Source organism: Bacillus cereus group sp. MYBK79-1, assembly GCF_051915365.1.
Lineage (GTDB): Bacteria > Bacillota > Bacilli > Bacillales > Bacillaceae_G > Bacillus_A.
In genome coordinates this window covers 334,570-360,851 of record NZ_JBQAEO010000001.1, presented here as the reverse complement: position 1 = coordinate 360,851, position 26,282 = coordinate 334,570, and the positions used below count along the sequence as shown (strand labels likewise).

The window sequence follows — 26,282 nt, the reverse complement described above, 5'->3', positions numbered from 1 at the left end:
ATATTCTTTTTTTATGTAGAATAGATAGGATGGGAGGGGATGAAATGAATATAGGATTAAAGTTTAAGATTTTTGAATTACATTGTTTCGTTCAAAAAACTTATTCTGATATTAAAATAGCATGTGATATTGCTATTTATCAAGAAAACACTTCTAAATATTTAATTTCATTAGGATTTTTAAATAAATCATATATGACTTATATAGAAGCAAAAAGATTTTATCGTGAAAATGAAGAACTTGTGAGTGTTGAATTTGATAATTTCTTTCATACATATGATAAATTAGAAGAGGAATTAAAAAAAGTTATTTCAACTGAAGATAAAAATCCTTCATTACTACATAGTAGATTTGATCAGTTTCAGCAAAAAGTTGAGAATATAAATGACCTAATAAAAGTAATGCAAAATGCTCGTTAAAGAATACTTTTTCTTTTTCATATAGAAATTATGTATTAAAAACATATTAGGGATATGACATATTGAAGAGGTGACTTTTGTTGATTACAGAAGTCATCTTTTTATAATACGGTTTTGTGTAATGTGGTATACTTTTGATTTTTTCTATTTTTGATAGGAATACATTTAAGCAGTTTCATATTTTAGGGAATTATATGAGGAAAATAAAATGAAGAATAAAAAAGAAATAGCTATAGTTGCATTAACAGCAGGATTAGCCTTAACAACTGTAACACCATATGAAGTAGGTTATGCAGAGGAAAAGGGTCAAATGCAAGTTGAAATTCAAGAGGATTCGTTCCGTACAGGTGAACTTACACAACCATCACAAAAGACGCCTGAGAACGTAGTGAAAGATGCACTTAAAGAAAAGACGGAGCATGCTTTGTCTCCAAAACAAGTGAGTGGAGACGAAGGGGTAGATTACGAAGTTGTTCAAAAGCGTGGTTCATATGATGGGACTACACTTGTGCGTATGCAACAAATATATGAAGGTAAAGAAGTATACGGACACCAATTGACTGCTCATGTAGATAAAAAGGGTATTATTAAAAGTGTTTCAGGAGAAAGTGCACAAAATTTAATACTAGAAGATTTAAAGAATCCAATTAACTTGTCAAAAGAAGAGGCAAAACAATTTATTTATACGAAGTACGGGAACGATATTAAATTTATTTCTGAGCCAGAAGTTAAGGAAATTATTTTTGTTAATGAAAAGAATGGGCAGGCTAGCAATGCATATCAAGTTACATTTGCTGCTGCAACACCAAACTATGTATCTGGAACTTATTTAGTGAATGCTCATAATGGTGATTTGTTAAAAAATATGGTGCAAGAGTCAGATATAAAAGTAAGTGAAGAGCATGATGAAGCTATTAAGGAGAGTGAAAAAAGCAATGTCAAATCATTAACGGGAACTGGAAAAGATGATTTAGGTATAACTCGTACATTCGGTATTTCTGAACATAATAACGGGAAATATGCGCTTGCTGATTACACAAGGGGAAAAGGAATTGAGACGTACGATGTAAATTATAGAGATATTACTTTTGAAGATAAATATTATCCTGGTATATTAGCAACTAGTACATCAACAACATTTACTGATCCAAAAGCGGTAAGTGCTCATTTCTTAGCAACAAACGTATATGATTTTTATAAAGACAAATATAAGCGTAATAGTTTTGATAATAAAGGGAAAAAAGTAGTTTCAGTTGTACATGCATGGGATTCTGGAGAAACAAATGATCCTAAAAATTGGGGTAATGCATTTAGTGCTAATATTAACAATGTTAGTATGCTTATATATGGTGATCCAATGGTTAGAGCGTTTGATATAGCGGGTCATGAATTTACACATGCGGTTACATCTAGTGAATCTAATCTTGAATTTTTTGGAGAATCTGGCGCAATTAACGAGGCGTTATCTGATATTATGGGAACGGCTATTGAGAAATATATAAATAATGGGGAATTTAATTGGACAATAGGAGAACAAAGCGGATCAGTTCTCCGTAATATGAAAAATCCATCTGCAATTAATTTTTTCAATGGAGTATCGTATCCAGATGACTATAGTAAATACAGTGATTTAAACGGAGAAGATAATGAGGGCGTTCATTTCAACTCAAATATTATTAATAAAGTGGCGTATTTAATTGCACAAGGTGGCACTCATAATGGTGTAACTGTAAATGGTATTGGTGAAGATAAAATGTTTGATATTTTCTATTATGCAAATACTGATGAATTAAACATGACATCTGATTTCTCTGAATTAAGATTAGCGTGTCTTAAAGTTGCAACGAACAAATATGGGTTGAACTCAATTGAGGCTCAAGAGGTCCAAAAAGCTTTTGATGCAGCAAAAATTAAAGGAACAGTGAAAGAAAACGAAAAAACTGCAGAAAACCAAGTCCCAGAGTTAATTGTACCGTTTACAATTACACTGCGTGTAGGTGATACGTTTGACCCGATGAGTAATGTAAAAGCTGTTGATAAAGAAGAGGGTGATTTAACAAATAAAGTAAAACATAAAGGGGATGTAGATACTTCTAAAATAGGTACATACATTGTGGACTACTCGGTCGTTGACTCACAAGGAGGGAATGTAACGGCTACACAGACGGTAGTTGTAGAGGGAAATGGAGAAACATTAGATTTAAACCCTACATTAACAGTGCCTACTGCGGCGACAATCCACATAGGAGATTCATTCGATCCAATGGCAAAAGTATTAGCTATTGATCAAGAAGACGGCGATCTTACTTCTAAAGTAAAAGTTGATGGTAAAGTGGATACAACTAAATCCGGTACTTACGTTTTAACGTACACAGCTACAGATTCTAAAGGTCATGAAGTAACTGCGAAACAAACTGTAACGGTCAAAGTTAGAGAAGAAGTTGAAAATGAATTACCAATACTAAAAGTACCTGCTACAACTACAATTACTGAAGGAGATCAATTCAATCCAATGGTAGGTGTATCAGCTACTGATAAAGAAGACGGTGATCTTACTTCTAAAGTAACATATAAAGGTATTGGAGATACCACTAAAGCTGGTACTTTTGAAATAATATATAGTGTCACAGATTTTGTAGGTAATGAGGTACATACAATACAAAAAGTATTAGTGAAGGATAAAGACACTAGCAAAGCTAAAGGTCCTACTAATAACAGTAATATCCCGAACAACAGTAATTCCGATAAAAAAGAATCTACATATAAAGAGCTTCCAAACACGGGTGCCAGTACAACTAACAGTGTAACAATGGGCATATGGATGGTTATTGCAGGTACCGTACTCACTTTAGCTCGCAAATTTAGAAAGATACAAAAATAGTTGTGTATCATGAACTGATTCCATTAAGTTAGTTAGATTATTGCATTAAGGGATTTTTAGAGATTGAGTTTGATATTGTCCGGGACTCATTTTTTGTTAAAACAATCACTATTTATTCTTAACTTATTGTAGAAGGTAGAATAATAGTAAACATAGAATATATTAATAAATTAAAATGTTTACGGGGTGAAAGTTATGCTAATGAAACAAGACGAAATTAAAGTAGTAGTCGGAGCTGGAGTGTTTAATAATAATCCAGGTTGGATACAAACACAAGAAGATGAACTTAATTTACTAGATAAAACAACGTGGGAAGAAAGATTTGAATACAACTCTATTTCAGCTATTTTAGCTGAGCATGTATGGGAACACCTTACATTTGAAGAGGGTGTATGCGCAGCAGAAATTTGTTATGAATTTTTAAAGCCAGCAGGGCACATTCGGTGCGGTGTTCCTGATGCATTTTTCCGAGACGAAGCATACCAAAATATAGTTCAAATAGGCGGACCTGGTCCGAAAGATCATCCAGCAGCAAGTCATAAAATTGTTCATAATTATAAAACATTAACGAAAATGTTTGAAACTGCTGGATTTGAGGTAGTTCTACTTGAATATTGTGATGAAAATGGTGAGTTTTATTACAACGAATGGGATGCTAACGATGGTGTTATTTTTCGTTCCAAAAGGTATGATTCTAGAAATAAAGGCGATAAACTTGGTTTTCCATCGCTAATTGTCGATGCGATTAAGCGCTAAATCATTCAACAAAAACACGAGTAAATTCTATCGTTTCAAAAGTCGCAAATGCGGCTTTTTTTGTACGTAAGTTTATATTTAATAAGGAAATGGACATACATGATATTTAATTCCTAACAAAATATAACTTGATTTAGAAAATATTTAAGTTTTTCAGCGCCATTAACTTTAAATTAATACTTCGGTGATATAAATATTTATTTTATATTTATATTCGTGTAAAATAAAGTGAGAACATACATTCTATATAGAGGGGAATCAATATGATAGCTGAAATTGAAAAAGTAACTGATGGGTATATTGTAAAATTTGAATACCAATTTCCATATACAATAGAGGAAGTTTGGTCTGTTTTAACGGAAAACAGTAAGCTTAAAAAATGGATGTCTAATTTACAGATTGAAAGCCTTAAAACAGGTGGAATAATCAAGTTTGACATGATGGACGGTTCATTTATAAATATTGATATTTTAGAGTGTCAATTAAACTCAGTATTTGAATTTACCTGGGATAAAGATCGTGTCCGATTTGAAATACATAAAGAAAAAAATGGTGCTCTTTTCCTTCTTAAAGAGTACATTCATGAATTAACGGATCATACTCCGAAAGATATAGCTGGTTGGCATATTTGCTTAAATCTTTTTTCCTCTGTACTAGAAGGAAAAGAAAAGGAATTTTCTAAAGATGAATGGCAGCAATGGTTTGAAATATATAAGGATAAGATCCTTGAAGTGAGAGGATAATTATATAAAAGGTTATATTAATTATGTAATTATTACACTGTAAAAATGATTTTAATGAAAAATAAGAATAGAGGTTAATATGAAAGTAAATCAATTAATTGCTAATAACATAAACAAATTAGATACAGCTATTCCATTTAGTAAGTCGTTTGGAATCGCTGGTTTATCAGGATCAGGTAAAACAACTTTTTGCCAAACGATTGGCGAAGAATCAAAAAAACGATTAGTTTCTTTATTGCCAAAGGCTGAATATCAATATTTATTTCCTAACATTATGGAAACGAATTTTAGTGCTATTAAGATGGAAGATATGCCTTTAGTTCTTTTTCTAGGAAAATCATCGATTTCTTCCAACCCACGTTCAACGATAGGTACTCATACTGGTGTGTTTACTGAAGTTCGTGAAAAACTTGCCGAAGTATTTCATCTTTCACCTGAGGTTTTTTCATTCAATAACCAGTTAGGCTGGTGTACTGGCTGTAAAGGTCGAGGCACTACTAAAAATATTGAGTGTAAAAAATGTAAGGGAAAACGTTATAGTGAAGAAATCGAACAACATACGATAGATTTATTTGCTAAACCACATACAATTTCAAATATAAATGATTTAAGTGTTGAGTCTATTCTCTCGTTAGCGGAAGAGTTAAATATTAGTGAAGCGAAGCAACATATACTGCAAAATATAATTAATATGAACATTGGTTATTTAACATTAAATCGAATTATGGGTACGTTGTCAGGTGGAGAGTTAACAAGACTATATTTGGCTGAATTCATGGCAGTAAGTGAAAATGCTGTAATTATTATTGATGAGATTTCAGTTGGACTTGATCATGAAACATTATTACAAATATTAGAAGAGATTAAGCAGTTAGGGTGTAAAAATCAAATTTGGCTCATCGATCATTCAGATACAGTACTGGATACAACAGATGAGCAATTGTTCTTTGGACCTGGTAGCGGAAAATATGGTGGACAAATTGTGAAAGAATCACCAAGACCAAAACCAATACTGTGGGATTTAAATAAAGAAATACCAACAGAATATTATACATTCCAAGAATTATATTGCCGTAATATCCAAATGTTGGAGTTTCAAATTCCTAAAAATAGGCTTGTAACGGTTACAGGAGAATCTGGATGCGGGAAATCTACACTTGTTAACGAATGTTTAGCTACGGATTTCATGAAACGATATCCCAAAGATAAATTAGTTATGGTCGGACAAGATCGAAATCAATCTATTACAAGTCGATCAACTGTAGCCACTTTCTTAGATATTAAAAAGAAACTAACAAAGTATAGCGAAGAAATTGATGATATTTTTGAGCGTTCGATTGAGGATATTATAGATGAACTTCCAAATGAAGATATTGCGTATAAACGCTTGAGTCTACTAATTAAATTAGGACTTGGTTATTTAACGTTAGAACGAAAAACACAAACATTATCAACAGGTGAGTTTCAATGTGTTCATTTAGTTTCGGAGTTATTTGCAAACACAAGAAATCCACATACATTATTTATTTTTGATGAGCCTTCAAAAGGTTTATCACAAAATATTTTAAATCAATTTATAGATAGTGTTAGAGGGATATTGCAAGATGAATCAGTCTCTATCATTATGATTGAGCATAATCGTTACATGTTAGAAAGCTCTGATTATATTGTAGATTTCGGGAAAAGACAGCTTGAATCTATAAAGCATCTTGATGTAGTAAGTCATGAAGATTATTATCGTCAAAAAAGTAGTGTGAATAATACTGAGCAAATACATATTCCTTCAGCACTTAAGCATAAAGAAGGCGTTCACTATTTAGAAGAAAATCATATTAACTATTTTAAAAATGCCGAAAACATTTATAAAGGTGGTATTTTAAAAAGTTTATCATCAATGGCTCGTTTAATTTATGGTGAATATGAATCTGATACAATTGCACCTGTAGTTGCTATTGATCTTGAAAGACATTTATATAGTCAATATAGTTTCTTATATGAGATTGGTGGACTAATTAATCATATTGTAGCTGCTCATCCAACTAATAAAGATACGAGAAGTTTTGATTTCTATTCACAGGACAATCACTGTCCATCTTGTTCGGGACGTCTTCAAATTGAAGTTTTCGATAAAGATATTACAATTCAAGATAAAAACATTCCATTTTGGGATGGTTTATTTGATCCAGAAATCATGAAAGTATTAAAATTTTATCAATATGAAAAAATAGAATTTTTATTTGAAGAAATTAAAAATGAGCTTGGTCACGATTTATCAAAGAGCTATAACGATATGTCAGAAGAAGAAAAGCAAACGTTTTGGTACGGATATTTTGAAAAATCATTTTATGATAAAAAAGGAAAGACACGCAGAACATGGGTAGGATTTAATACGATTATTGGTGGATATATTGTTATTTCAAAAGCAGCTATTAAAGAGGAAATTAAGACTTCTAAAGAAATGATGACATGTCCAATTTGTGCGGGAACGGTATTAAATCATCAAAAACCGCTTAAATTTTCTAACTTCGATATTCGTGAAATTATCAATCAACCAATTGATGAAGTGTTGAAAATAGTCGGTGATTTACCTGCACTTCATAAATTGAAATCTATTGTTGGTGGCGATATGAAATTGACAGAAGATGTTTCGTTATTGCCAAGAAAAGCACAAGTTGCACTGAAAATGTTTGAATTAGAACAGGCAAGTTTTTCAAACTATGAAATGGTGTTACAAAATGTCTTACCATTCTGGGATGAAATAAAAAGAAATATTGAATCCATTAGTGTTAATAATCAAGTAACTGTTTGTGATTTCCCTAATGTATATGAAACGAGAGAAAACATTATAGATAAGTATTTCACAAATGGTAAATATAAAAAACTTACGTATGTATACGAAGCGTTTGGATACAAAAAGTTAGTTACCCAAATTAATAAAATTAAAAAAGCTAACCCATGTCCATTTTGTAAAGGAAAGAAAGTTATTACAGAAGATAATCTACATGATGGTGTGTTTAAACTAACAATTCCTTGTGTAACTTGTAATGCAACTGGTATTAATGACGAAGGACTAAAAGAAGTTGTTGAGGGCGTGGATGTACAAACATGGTTAACTGGAAAAGTTAGTGATATTGTGGATGAAAGCTTATTAACAGAAGCTGTTGCGCAAATACCAATTTTTAATCGTATTCGAGAATTGGATAAACGAGATATGATGGCGGTTTATGAATGTCTTGAGAGTAATCAGTAAAGTTATATTAGTTTATGTGTTATTAACATAACTTATATAAAACGTATATTCTTTATAATGTTTATAATAACGCAGTATGAGTAAAGGTAATGAAAGAAGATCCAATTTCTTAATGTGAAAATTAAGGAATTGGATTTTTTAGTATTTTTATGTCCCGTATACTACATTTCCAACTAAGGATATATGGAGGAGAGATAGAAAAGTAAAAGGGACAAAAATTTGATATATTATGTAATTATTATATTATAAAAGTGATTATTAGGGGTAAAAATAGTTAGCAAGTAATATCTTTTGCTTATAATATCTTCGTTCTGTTGTCTGATTTTTTGGATTTAACAGAAATATATACTTGAATGAAGTATATATTTCTGTTAAATTTATCCTATGGACAGAACAAGTTTAATTAAAGGTCATTTAGAAATGTGTGTATTATCTATTTTGTCGAAAAAGAAAAGTTATGGTTATGAGATTATGAAAGAACTTGAAGTAAACAATTTAAAATTGAAAGGAGTAGGAAGTATTTACCCCATTTTAACTAAGTTGAAAAATCAAGATTGGGTTAATACTTATCAAGTAGTAACAGACAGTGGTAAAGTTAGGATTTATTATGAAATTAATGAAAACGGGAAAATACGTCTTGAGAATAAAATAAATGAGTGGTTAGAATTGCAATCGGATATTCAAACATTACTAAAAAGCGGTTTGAAAGGAGACCTTCTGAAATGAGGAATAGATTACTAGGTAAAGAAAAGCAATTTTTAACAGACGTACTTAAGGAATTAAGGCAATACGATATTAGTTTAGAAGAAAGGGAAAATATTAAGCGACAAATATTAGAACATATTCAAGAATGTCGTGAACATGGTGAAGATAGTATAGATGATTTAGGTACACCTCAATTATTTGTTCAAGATTATTTAGAAATAAATGAGATTGATTTACAAGTTAAAAGGAAGCAATTGAAAAATGAAAAGGGGAAATTAAACAAATCTATCTTACGCGGCATATTCATCGCAGTTATTACTTACCTCATCTCGCAAACTACATTTACAATATTTTTAACTAGATCATTAAATCCAACTAATAGTAAAAATACATTTCAGTATAATCTTTTATATCGTATTTCAGAAAATCAATGGTGGAATTCATTATTAATAATGATTAGTTTTATGCTCTCTGTAGTAGTATTTATTAGTTTAGTAAGTTATAAAAAAAGAAAGCTCTCTAAAGCATAATGAAGAATACAATCTATAAAATGTCTCTAATTTATATTCTTTGTAATGTATTAATGTTATGTATTACAGATCCAAAAGTTTACGCTCAGCAAAATATTAAAATTGCATTGGATAAGTATATTGAAAAATTTATAAAAGAGCAGAACATTCCAGGAGCTTCTGTTGCAATTGTACATAAAAAAGATGTATTTTTCACAAAAACGATAGGAATTACTGGAGAATCTGAAAAAAAGGTAACTAGTAAAACCCCATTTGCAATCGGCTCAATAAGTAAATCTTTAACAGCTTTAGCTATAGTAAAATTAATAGAAGATAAAAAATTAAAATTAGAGGATCCAGTTCAACGATACCTTTCCTGGTTTAAACTAAAAGATTCACAAATATCCTCAACTATAACAATCCAACATCTACTAACTCATACAAGCGGAATCAGTACATATGAGGGCTTAGCATTATCAGATAAGCAATCCAAAAATTCTACAGCATTAAAAGAAAATGTAATGAAACTTTCAAATGTAAAATTAACTGCTCCACCAGGTGAGAAATATCAATATAGTAATGCGAATTATATTGTATTAGGTGCAATTATTGAAGGAGTCACAAATGAAACATATTCATCATATATGAAAAAGCATATTTTTCAGCCGTTAAATATGAATGGCGCGGCAGCAAGTAAAGAAACTGCATATGAAAAGGGTTATTTAACAGGTTATCAGTCTTGGTTTGGCATACCAAGAAAAAGTATAGTGTCCTATGATAATGCTGGGGCACCGTATGGTTATATTACTGCAAGTTTAGAAGATATGATTCAATTTCTTGTGTTTTTGAATCATAAAGAGCACACTCAATTTTTAAAGAAAGAAAACATAGATCTTTATCTATCATCACTTTATAAAATTAATTCAGAAAAAAGTTATGGTTTTGGGTTAAGAACAACAAATATAAATGAAGGTGAAAAGATGATTTGGCATTCAGGATCAACTCCCGATGCTCGTGCAGAAATGTTTACTTTAAATAATAGTGGCTGGAGTGGTGTGATTTTAACGAATAAAAATCATGTATTAGAAGAGCAAACATTATCAGTGTTGAAAAATGGAATTATTAGTATTTTGAATGGAAAAGAACCAATTGATCCACCTAAAAACATACCATTTACACAAATTGCTATGTCTTTAGTTATACTCGTGCTTTTCATTTCACCAATTATGTTTGTTAAAGCGTATAGGCATAAGAAAAATATTAAAAAACTAACTTGGTGTTTCGTAGGAAATCTATTTCTACTATTATCTATTATTTTCATCCCGATTCTTACTTATAGTACAAGCTCACCATGGCGAACAATTAAAATATTTGCGGCAGATGTAGCCTTTCTTACAAGTATTATAGTAACTTTATTAGTTGTGAACGGATTAATATCAATCTTTATAGCCTTAAGACGGAAGGGAGTATGAGGAGAAATAATTAAAGAAATATAATTCAAGTGTTATAAACAGTTGACTCTCACACGATGTTATTGTTTAGGATAAAGTTGAGCTAGGAAGTAGAGGTAATTAATGGAAAGGGAATATGTTTAAAATAGGTGATTTTTCAAAACTATCTTCCATTAGTATTCGTATGTTGAGACACTACGATAAAGTAGAATTATTACAGCCAGTAAAAGTCGATGAACAAAGTGGATATCGATATTATTCAGCTGGCCTGATGTTTAATATTTACCATGTGAGCCCAGCGATGGAATCGGATCATAATAAGTGGGTTACAGAAGTTTATTATCCAGTTAAATGATGATAAAGAAAAAAGGCATATAATTAACGCCTTTTTTTCTGACGATTCTCCCATTTTTAACAACGTTAAAAAAGTTTAGTGTTCTTAAAGAATCTAATGAGATCACTTTCTCTGAATTAAAATGGTATTCTCCTAGCAAATTAATATGTTCCCAGCCTAAAGGTGAAATATGGTGCAATATTACGGTTATGGCGGGTGTAAACCAATTAGAACGTGATCTTATCTATATGCGACAGCGTGAAGGAATTGAATTGGCTAAGAAAGAAGGAAAGTGTAAGGGTCGGTTAAAGAAGGTACCATAAAAATTATGCAGTAAAGCTTTATAAAGAGGGAGATATGACTGTAAATCAAATTTGTGAAATTACAAATGTGTCTAGGGCCTCATTATATAGAAAGCTATCGGAAAGGAACAGTTGATGAATTATACCAAAAATCGGAAATATATAATAGAAAATAAATTCCATATCGAGGTGGAGTTATATGCCTAAAATTGACAATATGTTAGCAATTCTATGGATGCTTCGCTCAGGTAAAAAAATTACTGCAAAACAAATTTCAGAAAAGTTAGAGATGAATATAAGGACTGTGTATCGTTATATTGATACAATTTCAACAAGTGGCGTACCTATCATTTCAGAACCAGGACATAACGGTGGATACACTTTATTGAACAATTTTATTGAGGCTCCTCTTTTTTTTGATTTTGAGGAGCAAACTGCACTATTTCACGCTGCTGTTTTTGCAGAAGAAGCCGGATATTATAGAGGTGAAGCACTAAATAGGGCCATTTCAAAACTAAGTAAATACTCAAATCAAGAGCAGGAAACAAAGATAAACCAACATTTAGCTAGTCTTGAAGTAATAAGTCGATTAAGTTCACTCTCTATGGAACCTTTTTTGAAGGAGTTGGAGCAGGCCGTGTCTGACGGCTACTCAGTAAAAATTCTTTACCATAAAAGTGGCGAAAAGCAATTAAATTATAGATTGGTCGATCCGTACAAAATTATCTATTGGAATAATAAGTGGTATGTAATTGGATTTTGTCATCTTAGGAATGATATCCGTAGTTTTAGAGTAGATCGAATTGAAAGTCTAATGCTTACAGAAAATAAGTTTAACCGACCAGAAAATTTTTCAGCACGTGACTTTTTTATAAATGGTCTTCTTCCAACTATAGAAGATAAGGAAGGGACTATTTATTTGGTTATTAATGGGGATAAAAGTGTATTGGCTGATATTTGCCAACATTGGTTTTTAGGACATTATTTACAAGAACGGACTTCAAATCAAGCGGTTTTTCTTCTTGAAAAAGATATATTACATACATATGTACCTTATTTACTTTTACCGTACAATAAATCTATTAAAGTTATTGAGCCAATAAGTCTTAAGAAAAGACTTATTGAAGTTCTTTCGGAATTAATAAAATTTCATCAAGTATGATAACTTCCCTGACGTTAACTGTCAGGGAAGTTATATTATAATAGCTATATAAATTGTGATTGGAGTGTTATTGGATGCAAACAAAAAAAGCATTTCTATATGTATTTAATACAATGTCGGACTGGGAATATGGATATTTAATTGCTGAATTAAACTCAGGAAGATATTTCAAAAAAGATTTAGCAGCTTTAAAAGTAATTACAGTAGGAGCTAATAAAGAAATGATTACTACTATGGGAGGACTGAACATAAAACCAGAGATTTCCCTTGATGAATGTACTTTTGAGAGTAAAGATCTTTTAATTTTACCAGGAGGGACCACTTGGAGTGAAGAAATTCATCAACCAATCTTAGAAAGAATTGGCCAAGCTTTAAAGCTTGGTACTATTGTTGCTGCAATTTGTGGTGCAATTGAGGGTCTCGCGAATATGGGATACTTAGATACTAGAAAGCATACAAGTAATAACTTAGAATATACTAAAATGGTATGTCCTAACTATAAAGGAGAAAAGTTCTATGAGTTGGAATCTGCGGTATCTGATGCGAATTTAGTTACTGCATCAGGAATAGCTCCTCTGGAATTTGCAATGGAGGTACTGAAAAAAATAGATGTATTTACACCAGATACATTACATTCATGGTATAACCTAAATAAGACTCATAAACCTGAATACTTCTTCCAGTTAATGAACTCAATAAATAAATGAAGTAACTGAAAAGCTCAATTTCTCTATTTTGATTTGTAGAGAAGTTGAGCTTTTTAATTTGAAATTTCCTTATCGTTGTGAATTCGTATTTTCCTGACGCGACCCCTTTATCAACTTATCCGTAAATATCAAGAGAAATTACTTCTTGATTCGATTCGTCAACTACTAGTACAATTTTATTTGCAAATGTACAAAATGAGCGGAGTGTAATGGAATCCTTTAATGACTCTTTTAAAAACCAACCTGTTGGTACTAAAGAAATGCAATTCTCTTTTTGAAAGAATGAATGTTTGAGGAAATATGCTATTTCTTGAGTTTCTTTTAAGAACATCGGAGCAATGCAATCGAATAGTACAGAATAATATTTTAATGTTCTTCTACCGACAATTCTATTAAAAGAACAACTTCGGTATAAATCAGGCACTACGGGATATATACCGTTAGTTAGAAGTGCTTTTAAAGTTTGTTTTGATTCTTCCTTTAAACCTATCATGAAAATTTCATGTAATTCATTATTAATATAAACTTGTTTCACATCGTTATAATGAGGGATTAATTCATTTTTAACTATATTTAAAGTAATGTCATTTGTAATGGGAAAGGACGTATAAACGTCCTCTTCAAGTATGACATCCATGCCACTGAAAAGTTGGCAAATTGGACTGAGAGAAGTCTTTGAAGATACAGGAGGTACCTTTTCTATATAAAAACCTTCATTTATAGTAGGTGCTGGATATTTTTGCTCTTCGATTTCAATTAACCAATCATACATAATTATCTTTCCTTTCCTCATAGTTTTCGTATCGGACTATATAGTGCAATAAAAACTTCAAGTAGTTTCGTGAAAGCAGCTAAAGCAAATACAAGTACTGGATTATAGGCTGAAATAATGCCTCCTACTAATGCCCCGAGTGGCATAGCTAATCGTGTAAGTACACGTGAAAATCCTAAAACCCTTCCTTGCATATTTGATGGAACGGTTTCCTGGCGAACTGTGGCTACAATTATATTCCATGCAATATTGCAAGTCATTGCAATACCGAAAGCAATGCCAGGAGCAAACCAATATGTACTCCAAAGTGCGAAAGTTAAGCCAATTGCTCCAGCGAATAGGAGTAAAGGAATTAGAAGACCGCGCTGCAATTTTTTTTCTAAAGGAACTGCAATTAAACTTCCTAAAATCCCACCTATACCTATTAATGAATAATTAAAGCCACTTTGTTCCGGGGTAAGTTGCAATGTGGATAATAAATAATACATGAATACACCTAAAACCGCACTTGCTCCAAAGTTTCCTATCATAGCCTGAAAAGATAAAGCTATATTTAAGCGATCATTTTTGAGCCATGTAAATCCATTAACCAAGTCAGAAAGTACATTTTGAAGTGCATTTTTGCCTTCGCATTTCTTGTTTACGGTTTTCATAGGCGGTAATAACATCACAGCAACTAATGTTGCAATAAATGAAAGAACATTAATCCAAAGCACTTGAAAGCCGCCAATAAAAGAAATGAAAATCCCAGCTATCATTGGACCTAATAAACTAGCCAATTGATTGATCATTTGGTAGTAAGAATTAGCCTTTGTTAATGATGCTCCTGCGATATGCGGAATGACTGTAACAGTTGTTACATCAAAAAGCATAGACATAACTGCTAAGATAAAAGTAATTATGTATAAATGCCAAATTTCTAATAGATGTAATGTATGTAGAATGGGAACAAGACTTACTAAAATAATATTGGTAATATCCGCTATCCAAAGTAACTTTTTTCGATCGTATCGATCAATTATTACACCAACTAAAGGGCCAAATAAAACAATTGGCAATACATTAATAGCAAATAAAGAACTCATAATTACAGCTGAACCGGTTAATTGATAGGCAATCCAAGGCAACGCAAAAGTATATAGTGAATCCCCAATTCGTGAAATGAGTAAACCAAAAATGAAAATCTTGTATTCTTTAGAGAAAGTTGACTTTGCGGTAAGTCTTCGTTCTTGTATAAGTTTCACACTGTTTATACCACCTTTAATATAGAGGAATTTGAAAATCATCCGTCCAATACTTGTTATATATAGAATTCTGTAATTTTTAGATGAATCCTACTTTTTAGAGGTATTTTAAAACTTAAAGGAGGAAAAAAAATGAAAGCAGTATTATGAAAAAGATTTTAGTACGAACAGGATGGGGGGAAAGCTCATAAACAAAGTATAGAAATTCGTGGAAAGAAACAGTACCTGATTATATAGCGCAAAACCTACTTGATGCTGTGTGTTGGATTGAAGATAATTTAAATACATAATAAAATTATAGTAAACTATTTTATTCAAAGGTCGTTAGGAGGGAAAATATTGATACAAATGGATAAGAATGTGCGAACAGCTGGTGCGTATGTAGTGTATAAAAATTTATTTGTTTTTCAAGTTGGTCCAACGAGTAAAGGGGATACACTAGGTGTAATAAGGCTGGGGGGACATAAAGAAGCCGATGAAACAGCAGTAGAAACTGCTAAAAGAGAAGTGAAAGAGGAAGCTGCTATTGATATTACCATTATGAGTTCACCAAGTATATATTACAAAGGGAATTGGAGTGCACAATCAAAGAAAATAAGAGTAGAAAATGAAATCAATCCAATATTAATTATTGATAGCCCAGATGAAACTTTATCTATTATGTATATGGCACATTCAGAAAATGAACCAACTCCATCCGCTGAAACGAACGGGTTATTATTGCTTTCAGTAAGTGATATTAGGCTAGTTTGTAGTAAGGAAATAACACTAAACGATTATATTAAACAAGGTGGAATGGCTATATTGAAAGAAAAAATGGATAAAGAGTTAATCTTACAACCTTTTCCGCAACTTAAGTTTTTAGCGGAACTTTTAAAAGAGGATCCTGTATTATTTCAGCAGTTTATAAATTAGCAACAAAAAGCCAAATTTATAAGGAGATTTTGTATTAAATAATTTCTTTTTAAGTGTATATCATCCATTATGAAACTGTACATTGCATGTAGTAAAACTATTTTGCATTAAATATAGTTGAGTATGTAAAAACAGTCCGTACTGTTTTAGATAGTGACGAAGAAGATAGTTTGATTATACAAATAAATAAACTATAAATTTATTATGTAAACTGTTTGTGCACATGGAATATATTTTTCATATAATTTGTATTTTATAATATATAATAGAATAAATAATTGATGGCTCATTTTTATTAAGAAGCTATGGAATATATAAGTATCAACAAAGGGGGACACATAAAATGAACGAATTAGAGTACAAAAACTTTTATGATAAAGTAGGAAAATTAAATGGATGGGATTTTAGTAAAATAAAATGTGAAACTGTAGGAGATACATGGGACTTTTATAGAGAGGTAAAAGAAAGGTGCAAGTCATCATATATTTTACTTGATGTTGGTACAGGTGGAGGAGAGAATGTACTTAACATAGCATCTTCGGCTAAATTTTTAATTGGAATAGATAATTCTAACGGCATGATTGAAACAGCACATTCTAACTTGAAAAAATCAGGTGTACAAAATGTTGAGTTTCTTCAAATGGATTCTGAAGCTTTAGCGTTTCCGCATGCGCATTTTGATATAGCTTCAAGTTGTCATGCACCGTTTATAGCATCTGAATTAGCAAAAGTAATGAAAAAAGGTGCCCTGTTTTTAACACAACAAGTTAGCGAACATGATAAATTGAACCTGAAAGAAGCATTTAGAAGAGGGCAATACTTAGGCGAAAAAGATGGAATTTTAAAAGAAAAGTATATGAGGGAACTTATTCATGCAGGATTTGAACTCGTGCAAGTACGTGAATATAATATTACTGATTATTACGGTACGCCTGAAGATCTTATTTTCTTGTTAAAACATACACCTATTATTCCTAGATTTGGAGTAGAGGAAGAGGATTTTACTATTTTACAAAACTTCATTGACGCAAATAGTTCTGAAAAAGGAATTCGTACAACTTCAAAAAGATTTATGATTATTGCTGTTAAATTATAATGTGTTATAGAGTAAAAGCTGCTTTTCTTTAAAAAAAGTAGCTTTTTGTGTGTAATAGAAGTTTATACAAGATAGTCTCCACTATTAGAAATTGTAGTTAAGGATTTTGCTATAGAAATAAATAAGTATGTTGACATGCGAGAGGTATGCATAAGGATGAAACAATGAATATATATGAGGAGCTACCATCTAATATAATAATACTTCGTGCTACAGTACCAGAAATTTGGGATGAATATAGAGGGAAGACAGCGAATATTTTTAGGAAAAAAACAAGAGCGACAGTAAAACTAATCCCGTATTTTAACCATCTGTTACATTGGGATTATTCGTATAGTAGAAGAAATGAGAAAACATTGATAAAGTCCAATATAACTTCAAAAAGGTTGATTCTTGTAATGTATAAGAATCAACCTTTTTGAAGCGTATATGATAAAGAAATAATGTATAGAGTAAGTAAGATGTTTGCTTAGAGTGTTATTTTTTAGCAGGTGTATTTCCCATTGCGATAGAAATTCTATTCCAACTATTAATTTGATTAATAATCAAGACAAGGTCAATATATTGTTTTTCATCATAATGTTCACATACTCGTTTATATAGGGACTCAGGAACTCTTTTAGTAGGAATAAGTGTAATATGCTCAGCTAGTTCAATAGCAACTTTTTCTTCTGTTGTATAAAAAGTACATTCATCCCAAGTACTTAAGCAATAAATTCTTTGTTCAGTTTCTCCCATTTTTCGTGCATCAGATGTATGTAAATCTATGCAGTAAGCACAGCCATTGATCTGAGAAACTCTAATTTTAATGAGCTCTCTAGTCATTCGATTAATCGTTGATTGCTTTGTGTACTTTTCCATGTCCATCATAATTTTCATAGCATCGGGTGCAGCGTCATAGTAAGAAATTCTTTGAGTCACAATACAACACTCCTTTTAGCTTAAGATATTATTTATTATATCTTGATGTGGTTGTTCATATCAATTATTTGGACTGCAACGCAAACTGCTTGAAGTTAAGATTTTAATGCAATAGTCTAAAATGTTAATGTAACTGTTCTAATACAAAAGTATTATTTTGTTAATTAAAGTTTCAATCTCTAGATGGATTTTTCCTGTTAGTTTTTGAAATACAATACTAATAGATATAATGAATTTGGAGGTTAATTAAAATGATTACACATATATCAGATATAAAACTACAAACAGTTTCTATAGAAGGGGTAAAACAAGTTTATAAGGACATATTATCTTTTCCTATAAAAAAAGAAACGGCATCATTTATTCAATTTGAAGTAACACCTTATACAACAATTAGTTTTCAAGAAGTATATGAACAAATTGCACCTGCACATTTCGCTTTTGAGATTCCATATTCAAAATTTCATGAAACAGCAAGATGGCTAAAAGATTCTGGATTACTCATTGTGAAATGGAAAAATGGAAATGTAATTGGTGAAGAGAATGGTTTATTCAATTTATACTTTAAAGACGGAGATGGAAATCTACTCGAAATTATCGCACATAATTATGTTAAAGAAAATGTATTAGTACCGCAGTCCCCTTTAAATATTTTATATGTAAGGGAAATCGGACTCCCTGTTAAAAGTGTACCTGTATTTACAGAATGGCTAAAATCAAATCTAAATATGAAAACGATGGAAGATGGGGATATTTTCAACTTTGTTATAGGTGGCACTGCATACATCGTTGCTACTTGGTGGCAGCGACCTTGGATCCCAATTGCGATGAAAGCTTTACCACCAAAAGTACACGTTTCTTTCGGAACACCAGGTCAAGCATTTTTACAGCAAATCCAAATTAACTTTAAGAAAAATAGTGTCCCATTTCAATGTAAACATAATGAAGTATCATTTATTGAGCAGAGATATGCATTTTCAATTGTGCATACACCAAATTTCCCTTCCGATATTCCTAGTAAATTAAACTTACCACTTTCTATTTAAGGATAGAAAGTGGTAAGTTTTTTATATTTTCGTGGAGAAGGGTTTCAGCATAATTACACTGAATTTATAAGGGAGTATAATGTGTCAGCTTAATTTACAGTAAGGAGAGAAATGAATTGAATTTAGGAAATCCGATAGCTAAAGGGAATACAGCAGAAATCTATCTCTATGATACTAAAGTTGTAAAATTATTTAATGAATATCTGCCTAATACAGAATCTATGAATGAAGCAAAAAAACAAAAATATGCGTATTCATGCGGGTTACCAGTTCCAAACGTATTTGAAGTGACAAAGATACAAAATAGACAGGCAATTATTATGGAATACGTAAAAGGGGACAGTATAGGTGATCTCCTGCTTAATAATCTAAATAAGGCAGAGCATTACATAAATATTTGTGTTAATGAGCAAAAAAAGATTCATTCTATACGTGTGAATACGGATGAAATGGAAGCAATGAGGGAAAGGTTAGAGCGTCAAATTAAATCTGTACATAAATTAGATGAAAAACAAAAGGAAAGTATATTGGATAAGTTACATTCAATCAAATTTGAACCTAGATTATGCCATGGCGATTTCCATCCATTTAATCTAATTTTGAGTGAAAAGAATGTAAGTATTATAGACTGGGTAGATGCTTGTTCAGGTGATATTCGTGCAGATGTGTTTCGTACATATTTATTATATGCGCAGTCTCATATAGAATTAGCAGAAATGTATTTGCAAATATATTGCAGTAATGCCAACCTGACAAGAGATGAGATTTTTCAATGGGCTCCTATTATGATTGCAGCTAGATTTTCTGAGAAAGTATCTCCGCAAAATGAAGTGTATTTAAACAGATTATTGACTAAGTATGTATAAGTAATAAAACAAAGGTTGTTTAGTAGCCAATTAATAAATGCTGTTGTTTAACTAAAGTTTCCTTGTAGTTAAACAACAGTATTCTTAAACATTAATATAGGTATATTTAGTTTCAATCTTCATCCTATAAAGATTCATTATCCGTACTTGTTCCTCAGTTAATTCTTCTTTATCCCAATACATATGCATTAAGCTATATTCAAAAATCTTCTTTAATTTTATAAACAATGGAAACTTGTCTAGCATCTCTTTAGGTAGTTCATTTTCTTCTTGATACCCTTCAAATAATGCTTTTGTAATAGAATGCTCATAGTCAACGATATTCCCATTTCCAGCAAATGAATATTCTATCGCACTATAAATAGGAACGGCTAAATCAAATATGTAAAAATGTTTTTCACAGTCTTGAAAATCAATCATTGTTAAGTTTGAATTGTTTTCAACTAAAATGTTTTCTAACCATAAATCACCGTGAATTAAGCCGTAATTGGAAGTGGATTTTTGTAGCTTTTTTATAGAAGTTAAAACGTCAGATGCAATTTCTCTTATAGTAGTTTCTTCTTTAGGGATATACTTAAGAAAATTATACTCTTCATTTTCATACCAATTGTTTATATGTTTAACTGGTTTAGTCTTTTCAAAGCTTTTAGAAATACGATGTAATTTTCCAATTTGTTTACCAAGCTTTCTAAATATATTAGAATTCCATTCGTACCTTGGTAAATGTATACCAGGCGCAGCTTTATATAATACAGCAAATAGCTCTTTGCCTAATGTTAATTTCTCTACTAAATTCCCATTAAGAGAAGGTATTATTGGAGGAACTGCTAAACCATTGTCATATAAAAAGTTCGTATATGTAACTTCTTCTAACTGTTCTTCATATGTTTTGTAGTTTGTCATTCTAATGAAGTAAGTACCTTGTTGTGCGTGACATTGATACATTTCATTCGTTATAGATTTAATGTTAATAAAATTTAATGGATATCGTTCATTTATTAATTGGAGTATTTCTTTTTCTAGCTCGTTCATTGTAACGTCCTTTCCGAACTGTGATTTTTTAACAGATAACTAAAAGAATCTTAATTTACAACATTCGTGTTTTATTTTTGATATCCTTTAAAAGGAAGCATGATGTAATGAATGGCTCATGTTATAAAACACAAGAAATATCAAAAGAAAGAAACGACTCTCTTTTATACTTATAAATAAGGAGTGAAGGAAATGAATGAATGAACATATACAGCAAATGATTGATTGGATTGAGAGCAATTTAAAAGAAGAATTTTCATTAAATGAATTATCGCGTTATAAGGGTTATTCTCCGTATTACTGTTCTTTTAGATTTCACCAAGTAACAGGTGTTAGTATTAGACGCTATATTTTTTTAAGAAGGTTGTATTTATCTACGGAGGATTTGAAGAATGATAGAAAGATAATAGATATTGCATTGGATTATGATTATTCTTCGCAAGAGGCTTATAGTAGAGCTTTCAAAAATGTTTTTGGAATGAATCCAAGAGAATTTAAGCTTAACAACATGCCTATTCAATCATTTGTTAAACTCAATTTAAATAAAGAAGGGGAGTTTAAGATGAATATTTCTAGAAAAATAGTGGTAGAACAGTTACGTAATAAGAATAGTGAGTTATTTGATAAAGACGTACTTAACATATTAAATGGTCAAGTTATGTATGAAGAATTTAAAACCGAAAAGTTAATGGGTGATTCTGATTATGCGCCTTTTAACGAAGCTATGTGTGTGAATCCCGCTACTACACAAGTTTTTAATGAAGAGTTTATTAAAATAAGAGCAGAAGGTCATAACAGTTCAGTAGAAAGTTATACAAAAAAGGTTATAGATCCATTAGAAAATCTTTTTACGAAAAAGTATAAATGTATTGTTTTATGGTTCGGTGAAGATATGTTTTGCCAAATGAATCTACTTACTTTACTTTCATACCTTGAACAGTCTTGTTATGAAGGAAAAGTATACTTAAATAGCTTCAGAGAAGATGAATTTAAAGTAAGTCAACTTGAACTGGAATTAGGAAATTATTCTTCTATATACGATGAAGTAGTAGTAAATCATAAAAAAACATCACATAAAATACCACCTGTAATGTATCAAGCTATAGATTTATATTTAAATATGTTAAAAGAAGAAAATATTGTAGTGAAATTCATTTCTAAAAATAAAGATTTATCAAATCAAGAATTATTAAAAAAGTTGTTTCGGCTTTTTCCAACAATCGGATATGGTGATTCTCAGTACATAGAACTGATAAATAAAATAAATAAGAAAGCTGAACCTAAAATATAGGAACAGCTTTCTTATTACAATTGTTCAAGTAACGCTAATTCGCCCTCTACAAATAACATTAGTTCTTTAATCGTTTCTCCAGAAAAATCAAACCGAATTCCAGCTGTTTCATATACTTCCGTTAAAGATTTAGAGCTACCTAATGATAAAGCCTTTTTATAATTTTCTATTGCTTGTTTAGGATTTTCTTTATATTGTTTATACATTTGCAACGCACCAAGTTGTGCGATAGCATATTCGATGTAATAGAATGGTATTTCGAATATGTGTAGTACAGGTAACCAGCCAGTTGCGATCCAATTTTCATACCCTTCAATATTTACGACGTTTGATTGGTAAGTGTTATGTAATTCTAAATACTGTTCATTTCTTTCTTTAGCGGTATGGTTAGGATTTTCATACATCCAATGTTGAAATTGATCAACGATAAGCATTTGTGGTAAATACTTAACAATATCTTTAAAGAAATCTAATTTTGCTTTTATAAACTCTTCGCTATTTTCATAAAATGTATCCCAATACTCCATCGAAAATAATTCCATCGTCATGCTAGCGAGTTCAGCTGATTCTGAAGGGATCTCTACATATTTTTGAAGTTTTAACTGCTTCATACACTCATTATGAATACTATGGCCCATTTCATGGAGGAAAGTAGTAACATCATAATGTGTATGATTGAGATTCATGAAAATAAAAGATAATCGAGAAGCAGGTAAATATTCGCAAAACCCTCCTGGTCCTTTTCCTTTACGACTTTCTAAATCTAAGCAATTATTTTTATGCATCCGGTCCAGTAATGTAGAAAATTCAGGATCTAGTTTGTGTAAAACACGAGAACTTTTTTCGATTAATTCACTTGCGTCTTCGATAGGTTTTAATGCTTTTTGATTTGGTGCGGTTGCTTTTAAATCCCATGGACGAAGACTATCTACTTGAAGTTCAGATCTTTTCTGATTAAATATTTTATCGATAAGTGGTACAACGTATTTACGAATAGATTCAGCAAGCTCATAGCAATCTTCAGGCGTATAATCGAAACGTTCATATTTTTTAAACATATAATCACGATAATTATCTAATTGAATGTTTTTGGCCTTTTGATGACGGATTACGATTAATTCATTTAATATATGTTGTAATGTATCTTCGACAGATAAGAATGTTTCAGAAATGAGCGTTTTTGCTTTTTTTCGTATGTGACGATCTGGATCTTGTAAGTAAGACTGTAGTTCAGTAATTGTTTTCTCTTCACCGTCCCATTGTGCGGTTAAACCACCTGTAATTTCGAAGTACTCGGTTACTAGTTTGTCTTCGTTCACTTCTAAATCAATGTTCTTTTCACAAAATAAAGTTTGCGCATTCTTAATTTTTTTATCTAGTAAGCTATACGCTTTTGGATCAAGTTCCATTCGAAAAGGGGACTCTAAATATTTATTATCAAATGAATTTTGATAACGTTTCAAAAGAGGCCTGACAAATTGTTGGTCATATTCAAAAGTATCTTTTATTTTTTTATTATCTGTACTACATTGAAAGGCGATATAGTGCGATGTTAATTGTTCTTCAATTTCCCAAATGAATGTAGATTGTTTTTTTAACCAGTTTTCAAGTTCTAGTTTTGAAGAAATCACTTCATTTTCTAGAGTAGAAAGAGTGTTTTCTAATTCTAGAACGTTACTAATATCAATCGTATTTAAGCGCTGCATGACATATCCCTCACTTTTTATTTATTCATGGAGATATTCTATTTATTAATTGTAATTTCCTTGTTAAGAGAAGGAAATGTGAAATAATGTTAAACTTTACTTTATCAGAGCTTCTATAAGGGAGTGAAATAATGTATAAGTATTTACATATTTTTAATGATATAGAAAACATGATTCAACATGGAGTGATAAAAGAAGGAAAGAAATTACCGTCTATACGATCACTCGTTACGCAATATGAATGTAATAAGGCGACAGTTATACGGGCACTACATGAATTAGAAAAGCGCCATATTATTTATTCCGTTCCTCAAAGTGGATACTACGTTGTTCGAAAATCAGGGAGTGCTATAGAAAACGACGAGATAATTGATTTTGCTTCTTCAGCACCAGATCCAGATGTTTTTCCATATGTAGATTTTCAACATTGTATTAATAAAGCCATTGATACATATAAAAATGACTTGTTTATATATGGGACGCCGAAAGGTTTACCGTCTTTAATTCCGGTTATTCAAAAACAACTGGCAAACTATCAAGTCTTCACTAAAGAAGAAAATATTTTTATAACGTCAGGTGTACAGCAGGCGCTAGTAATATTAACTTCTATACCATTTCCAAATGAAAATGAAACGATATTAATTGAACAACCAACATATCATCTATATATTGAATATCTAGAAATAAACAAAATTCCTGTAATTGGTATTAAACGTACGAATGAAGGTATTGACTTAAATGAATTGGAACGCATTTTTCGAACAGGTAAAATAAAATTCTTTTATACAATACCAAGATATCATCATCCGCTCGGAACTGCTTATTCTAAAGATGAGAAAGAAAAAATTGTGTTATTGGCTAAGAAATATAATGTATATATAGTTGAAGATGATTATTTAGCAGATTTAGAAATGGATTCAAAAGCAGATCCGTTATATAGCTTGGATAATGGGAATCATGTCATATATTTGAAAAGTTATTCAAAGATTATTTTTCCAGGTTTACGAGTGGGTATAGCAGTAATCCCACCGGTAATAGCGAATGCTTTCCATACATATAAAAAGATTTTAGATATCGATAGCCCGATGATATCCCAAGCTGCTTTAGAAGTATATATAAAGAGTGGCATGTTTGAACGTCATAAAAATAAAATTAAATCTTCCTATCACGATAGATCTAAAAAACTAGCAGAAACATTAGAAATAACTCATAGTGAAAACCCGCTTTTATTCACATATAAAAAGCAAAATACAATTGGAATCCACACTTGTTTAAAATTACACAAAACGAGTATTTCCGAAATGTTTTTCCATAGATTAAATGAAATGCAAATAAGTATTGATGCGATTGATAAAAATTATTTGAGAGGTTTTCCGAAAGATAGACTATTAAAGTTAAACGTATCGAATGTGAAGGAAGATAGGATTGAAGAAGGAATTCGTAAAGTAATTGAGGAAATCAAACAAGTGGAACGTATAACCTTTCAATTTAAAAAAGAAAAAAATGAATAAGGGGGTTTGTTGTGAGACGCAAAATAATTCTCTTGTTTGTGTGTATCGCTATAATAATTGGAGCTATAGTTGTGACTAAATATTATAAAAAAGATGACCAATGCATTGCGGTTGGTAAGTATTCAAGAGGTATTATCGTAGATCAAAATAACGAACCTATATCTAATGTGAAAATTTATGAAGATTCTATTGAAAGTAAGGTGCGCAGTATTTCAAATGCAGGAGGTGAATTTGAAATACCACATGGTGTTTGTGGTGAGATTATATTACAATTAGTTACTCCAGATGGTGAAACCTATACGAGGAAATATGATAGTAATTATATACCGGAAGTTATAAAATTGAATTATAAAAATGAAGATAAATAAAATGAAATTATTACAAGGAAAAATAGTAGTTGTAGCCGGAGCTACTGTATATGTAACAGGAAGAAGTATTGTCTTGTATGGGGAGAATCGAAACGATTGAAGAAACTACAGAGGTTGTTACTAAGCAAGATGGTATCGAAATTGCAATTCGTATTTTGGAAGTGGGAGATTCTTGCGAACAGGGATAAAACCAACAGTAATCTCAACAAGTGTTGCCCATAAAGGCCAGGGGCAAAATCAAATTTTTCAAGGACAGTGGCACAGGGGATATAGTGATTAAAAATTGTTAAAAAGA

At 31.1% G+C, this 26,282-nt stretch carries 22 protein-coding genes and 4 pseudogenes; 21 read left to right on the top strand and 5 right to left on the bottom strand.

Translation table 11 applies throughout. From position 1 onward, the window contains the following. Nucleotides 1-44: 44 nt before the first annotated feature. The 12 genes and pseudogenes from ACTFOB_RS01905 (at nucleotide 45) to ACTFOB_RS01850 (ending at nucleotide 13,219) form a co-directional block, all read left to right on the top strand. A complete protein-coding gene (locus ACTFOB_RS01905) occupies nucleotides 45-419 on the top strand; it encodes a hypothetical protein (RefSeq protein WP_440024208.1) in 375 nt (124 codons plus the stop codon). Nucleotides 420-627: 208 nt separating this feature from the next. Further along, complete coding sequence (locus tag ACTFOB_RS01900; protein ID WP_440024206.1) at nucleotides 628-3,300, top strand: M4 family metallopeptidase; 2,673 nt, start codon at nucleotides 628-630, stop codon at nucleotides 3,298-3,300. Nucleotides 3,301-3,495: 195 nt separating this feature from the next. Then, nucleotides 3,496-4,056 carry a class I SAM-dependent methyltransferase gene (locus ACTFOB_RS01895; protein ID WP_440024204.1) on the top strand — a complete coding sequence of 187 codons (561 nt, stop codon included), beginning with the start codon at nucleotides 3,496-3,498 and terminating at the stop codon, nucleotides 4,054-4,056. Between the two features lie 263 nt (nucleotides 4,057-4,319). Further along, the gene (locus tag ACTFOB_RS01890; RefSeq protein WP_440024202.1) at nucleotides 4,320-4,799 is read left to right on the top strand and encodes an SRPBCC family protein; all 480 of its coding nucleotides are present in this window, start codon (nucleotides 4,320-4,322) and stop codon (nucleotides 4,797-4,799) included. A gap of 79 nt (nucleotides 4,800-4,878) precedes the next feature. Further along, nucleotides 4,879-8,049 carry an ATP-binding cassette domain-containing protein gene (locus ACTFOB_RS01885; protein WP_440024200.1) on the top strand — a complete coding sequence of 1,057 codons (3,171 nt, stop codon included), beginning with the start codon at nucleotides 4,879-4,881 and terminating at the stop codon, nucleotides 8,047-8,049. A gap of 420 nt (nucleotides 8,050-8,469) precedes the next feature. Beyond that, nucleotides 8,470-8,775 (top strand): PadR family transcriptional regulator, encoded by a 306-nt coding sequence (locus tag ACTFOB_RS01880; RefSeq protein WP_440032708.1) that lies wholly within the window; start codon nucleotides 8,470-8,472, stop codon nucleotides 8,773-8,775. After that, nucleotides 8,772-9,284 (top strand): hypothetical protein, encoded by a 513-nt coding sequence (locus ACTFOB_RS01875; RefSeq protein ID WP_440024197.1) that lies wholly within the window; start codon nucleotides 8,772-8,774, stop codon nucleotides 9,282-9,284. Before ACTFOB_RS01880 ends, ACTFOB_RS01875 begins: the two co-directional genes overlap by 4 nt. After that, nucleotides 9,284-10,735, top strand: coding sequence for a serine hydrolase domain-containing protein (locus ACTFOB_RS01870; RefSeq protein WP_440024196.1), 1,452 nt, complete (start codon nucleotides 9,284-9,286; stop codon nucleotides 10,733-10,735). The genes ACTFOB_RS01875 and ACTFOB_RS01870 overlap by 1 nt, the downstream gene beginning before the upstream one ends. A 115-nt stretch (nucleotides 10,736-10,850) precedes the next feature. Continuing rightward, nucleotides 10,851-10,979: pseudogene (locus tag ACTFOB_RS01865) on the top strand (MerR family DNA-binding transcriptional regulator); the annotation flags it as partial. Nucleotides 10,980-11,248: 269 nt separating this feature from the next. After that, nucleotides 11,249-11,486: pseudogene (locus ACTFOB_RS01860) on the top strand (helix-turn-helix domain-containing protein); the annotation flags it as partial. 63 nt (nucleotides 11,487-11,549) lie between these two features. Continuing rightward, complete coding sequence (locus ACTFOB_RS01855) at nucleotides 11,550-12,512, top strand: helix-turn-helix transcriptional regulator (protein WP_429606352.1); 963 nt, start codon at nucleotides 11,550-11,552, stop codon at nucleotides 12,510-12,512. A gap of 74 nt (nucleotides 12,513-12,586) precedes the next feature. Continuing rightward, nucleotides 12,587-13,219: a type 1 glutamine amidotransferase family protein gene (locus ACTFOB_RS01850; RefSeq protein WP_151630460.1), complete on the top strand. Its 633-nt coding sequence runs from the start codon at nucleotides 12,587-12,589 to the stop codon at nucleotides 13,217-13,219. 115 nt (nucleotides 13,220-13,334) lie between these two features. On the opposite strand, the gene ACTFOB_RS01845 is transcribed toward ACTFOB_RS01850, so the two are convergent. After that, the gene (locus tag ACTFOB_RS01845; RefSeq protein ID WP_440024194.1) at nucleotides 13,335-13,991 is read right to left on the bottom strand and encodes a hypothetical protein; all 657 of its coding nucleotides are present in this window, start codon (nucleotides 13,989-13,991) and stop codon (nucleotides 13,335-13,337) included. A gap of 17 nt (nucleotides 13,992-14,008) precedes the next feature. After that, complete coding sequence (locus ACTFOB_RS01840) at nucleotides 14,009-15,235, bottom strand: MFS transporter (protein ID WP_440024193.1); 1,227 nt, start codon at nucleotides 15,233-15,235, stop codon at nucleotides 14,009-14,011. Between the two features lie 339 nt (nucleotides 15,236-15,574). On the opposite strand from ACTFOB_RS01840, the gene ACTFOB_RS01835 reads away from it, so the two are divergent. From ACTFOB_RS01835 to ACTFOB_RS01825, 3 genes and pseudogenes are all read left to right on the top strand, one after another. Further along, nucleotides 15,575-16,150, top strand: a complete 576-nt coding sequence (locus tag ACTFOB_RS01835) for an NUDIX domain-containing protein (protein WP_440024192.1) — start codon at nucleotides 15,575-15,577, stop codon at nucleotides 16,148-16,150. Between the two features lie 343 nt (nucleotides 16,151-16,493). Further along, entirely contained in the window at nucleotides 16,494-17,246 is a 753-nt protein-coding gene (locus ACTFOB_RS01830) for a class I SAM-dependent methyltransferase (protein WP_440024191.1), read from the top strand. Nucleotides 17,247-17,321: 75 nt separating this feature from the next. Next, nucleotides 17,322-17,606, top strand: a pseudogene (locus tag ACTFOB_RS01825) (alpha/beta hydrolase); the annotation flags it as partial. 117 nt (nucleotides 17,607-17,723) lie between these two features. Here ACTFOB_RS01825 and ACTFOB_RS01820 read toward each other — a convergent pair. Then, entirely contained in the window at nucleotides 17,724-18,167 is a 444-nt protein-coding gene (locus ACTFOB_RS01820) for a carboxymuconolactone decarboxylase family protein (protein WP_440024190.1), read from the bottom strand. A 251-nt stretch (nucleotides 18,168-18,418) separates the two neighbouring features. Between ACTFOB_RS01820 and ACTFOB_RS01815 the strand changes: the two genes are divergently transcribed. Together ACTFOB_RS01815 and ACTFOB_RS01810 are read left to right on the top strand one after the other, a co-directional pair. After that, a complete protein-coding gene (locus tag ACTFOB_RS01815; protein WP_440024188.1) occupies nucleotides 18,419-19,213 on the top strand; it encodes a VOC family protein in 795 nt (264 codons plus the stop codon). Nucleotides 19,214-19,329: 116 nt separating this feature from the next. Then, nucleotides 19,330-20,079: an aminoglycoside phosphotransferase family protein gene (locus tag ACTFOB_RS01810; RefSeq protein ID WP_440024187.1), complete on the top strand. Its 750-nt coding sequence runs from the start codon at nucleotides 19,330-19,332 to the stop codon at nucleotides 20,077-20,079. Between the two features lie 84 nt (nucleotides 20,080-20,163). On the opposite strand, the gene ACTFOB_RS01805 is transcribed toward ACTFOB_RS01810, so the two are convergent. Then, the gene (locus ACTFOB_RS01805) at nucleotides 20,164-21,111 is read right to left on the bottom strand and encodes a phosphotransferase enzyme family protein (RefSeq protein ID WP_440024186.1); all 948 of its coding nucleotides are present in this window, start codon (nucleotides 21,109-21,111) and stop codon (nucleotides 20,164-20,166) included. A gap of 196 nt (nucleotides 21,112-21,307) precedes the next feature. On the opposite strand from ACTFOB_RS01805, the gene ACTFOB_RS01800 reads away from it, so the two are divergent. Next, nucleotides 21,308-22,402, top strand: a complete 1,095-nt coding sequence (locus ACTFOB_RS01800; protein WP_440024184.1) for a helix-turn-helix domain-containing protein — start codon at nucleotides 21,308-21,310, stop codon at nucleotides 22,400-22,402. Nucleotides 22,403-22,416: 14 nt separating this feature from the next. On the opposite strand, the gene ACTFOB_RS01795 is transcribed toward ACTFOB_RS01800, so the two are convergent. After that, on the bottom strand, nucleotides 22,417-24,108 hold the full coding sequence (locus ACTFOB_RS01795) for a M3 family oligoendopeptidase (RefSeq protein WP_440024183.1): 1,692 nt from the start codon (nucleotides 24,106-24,108) through the stop codon (nucleotides 22,417-22,419). Between the two features lie 131 nt (nucleotides 24,109-24,239). Between ACTFOB_RS01795 and ACTFOB_RS01790 the strand changes: the two genes are divergently transcribed. From ACTFOB_RS01790 to ACTFOB_RS01780, 3 genes and pseudogenes are all read left to right on the top strand, one after another. After that, nucleotides 24,240-25,619, top strand: a complete 1,380-nt coding sequence (locus tag ACTFOB_RS01790) for a PLP-dependent aminotransferase family protein (protein WP_440024181.1) — start codon at nucleotides 24,240-24,242, stop codon at nucleotides 25,617-25,619. Nucleotides 25,620-25,630: 11 nt separating this feature from the next. Then, complete coding sequence (locus tag ACTFOB_RS01785) at nucleotides 25,631-25,987, top strand: carboxypeptidase regulatory-like domain-containing protein (protein ID WP_440024179.1); 357 nt, start codon at nucleotides 25,631-25,633, stop codon at nucleotides 25,985-25,987. Between the two features lies 1 nt (nucleotide 25,988). Next, nucleotides 25,989-26,142 (top strand): annotated as a pseudogene (locus ACTFOB_RS01780) (short-chain dehydrogenase); the annotation flags it as partial. Nucleotides 26,143-26,282 lie beyond the last annotated feature (140 nt).

Excerpts from the sequence above, each read along its gene's own strand:
- ACTFOB_RS01905 (WP_440024208.1), top strand. The coding sequence starts at position 45 with ATGAATATAGGATTAAAGTTTAAGATTTTTGAATTACATTGTTTCGTT.
- ACTFOB_RS01900 (WP_440024206.1), top strand. The coding sequence starts at position 628 with ATGAAGAATAAAAAAGAAATAGCTATAGTTGCATTAACAGCAGGATTA.
- ACTFOB_RS01895 (WP_440024204.1), top strand. The coding sequence starts at position 3,496 with ATGCTAATGAAACAAGACGAAATTAAAGTAGTAGTCGGAGCTGGAGTG.
- ACTFOB_RS01890 (WP_440024202.1), top strand. The coding sequence starts at position 4,320 with ATGATAGCTGAAATTGAAAAAGTAACTGATGGGTATATTGTAAAATTT.
- ACTFOB_RS01885 (WP_440024200.1), top strand. The coding sequence starts at position 4,879 with ATGAAAGTAAATCAATTAATTGCTAATAACATAAACAAATTAGATACA.
- ACTFOB_RS01880 (WP_440032708.1), top strand. The coding sequence starts at position 8,470 with ATGTGTGTATTATCTATTTTGTCGAAAAAGAAAAGTTATGGTTATGAG.
- ACTFOB_RS01875 (WP_440024197.1), top strand. The coding sequence starts at position 8,772 with ATGAGGAATAGATTACTAGGTAAAGAAAAGCAATTTTTAACAGACGTA.
- ACTFOB_RS01870 (WP_440024196.1), top strand. The coding sequence starts at position 9,284 with ATGAAGAATACAATCTATAAAATGTCTCTAATTTATATTCTTTGTAAT.
- ACTFOB_RS01855 (WP_429606352.1), top strand. The coding sequence starts at position 11,550 with ATGCCTAAAATTGACAATATGTTAGCAATTCTATGGATGCTTCGCTCA.
- ACTFOB_RS01850 (WP_151630460.1), top strand. The coding sequence starts at position 12,587 with ATGCAAACAAAAAAAGCATTTCTATATGTATTTAATACAATGTCGGAC.
- ACTFOB_RS01845 (WP_440024194.1), bottom strand. The coding sequence starts at position 13,991 with ATGTATGATTGGTTAATTGAAATCGAAGAGCAAAAATATCCAGCACCT.
- ACTFOB_RS01830 (WP_440024191.1), top strand. The coding sequence starts at position 16,494 with ATGAACGAATTAGAGTACAAAAACTTTTATGATAAAGTAGGAAAATTA.
- ACTFOB_RS01815 (WP_440024188.1), top strand. The coding sequence starts at position 18,419 with ATGATTACACATATATCAGATATAAAACTACAAACAGTTTCTATAGAA.
- ACTFOB_RS01805 (WP_440024186.1), bottom strand. The coding sequence starts at position 21,111 with ATGAACGAGCTAGAAAAAGAAATACTCCAATTAATAAATGAACGATAT.
- ACTFOB_RS01800 (WP_440024184.1), top strand. The coding sequence starts at position 21,308 with ATGAATGAACATATACAGCAAATGATTGATTGGATTGAGAGCAATTTA.
- ACTFOB_RS01795 (WP_440024183.1), bottom strand. The coding sequence starts at position 24,108 with ATGCAGCGCTTAAATACGATTGATATTAGTAACGTTCTAGAATTAGAA.
- ACTFOB_RS01790 (WP_440024181.1), top strand. The coding sequence starts at position 24,240 with ATGTATAAGTATTTACATATTTTTAATGATATAGAAAACATGATTCAA.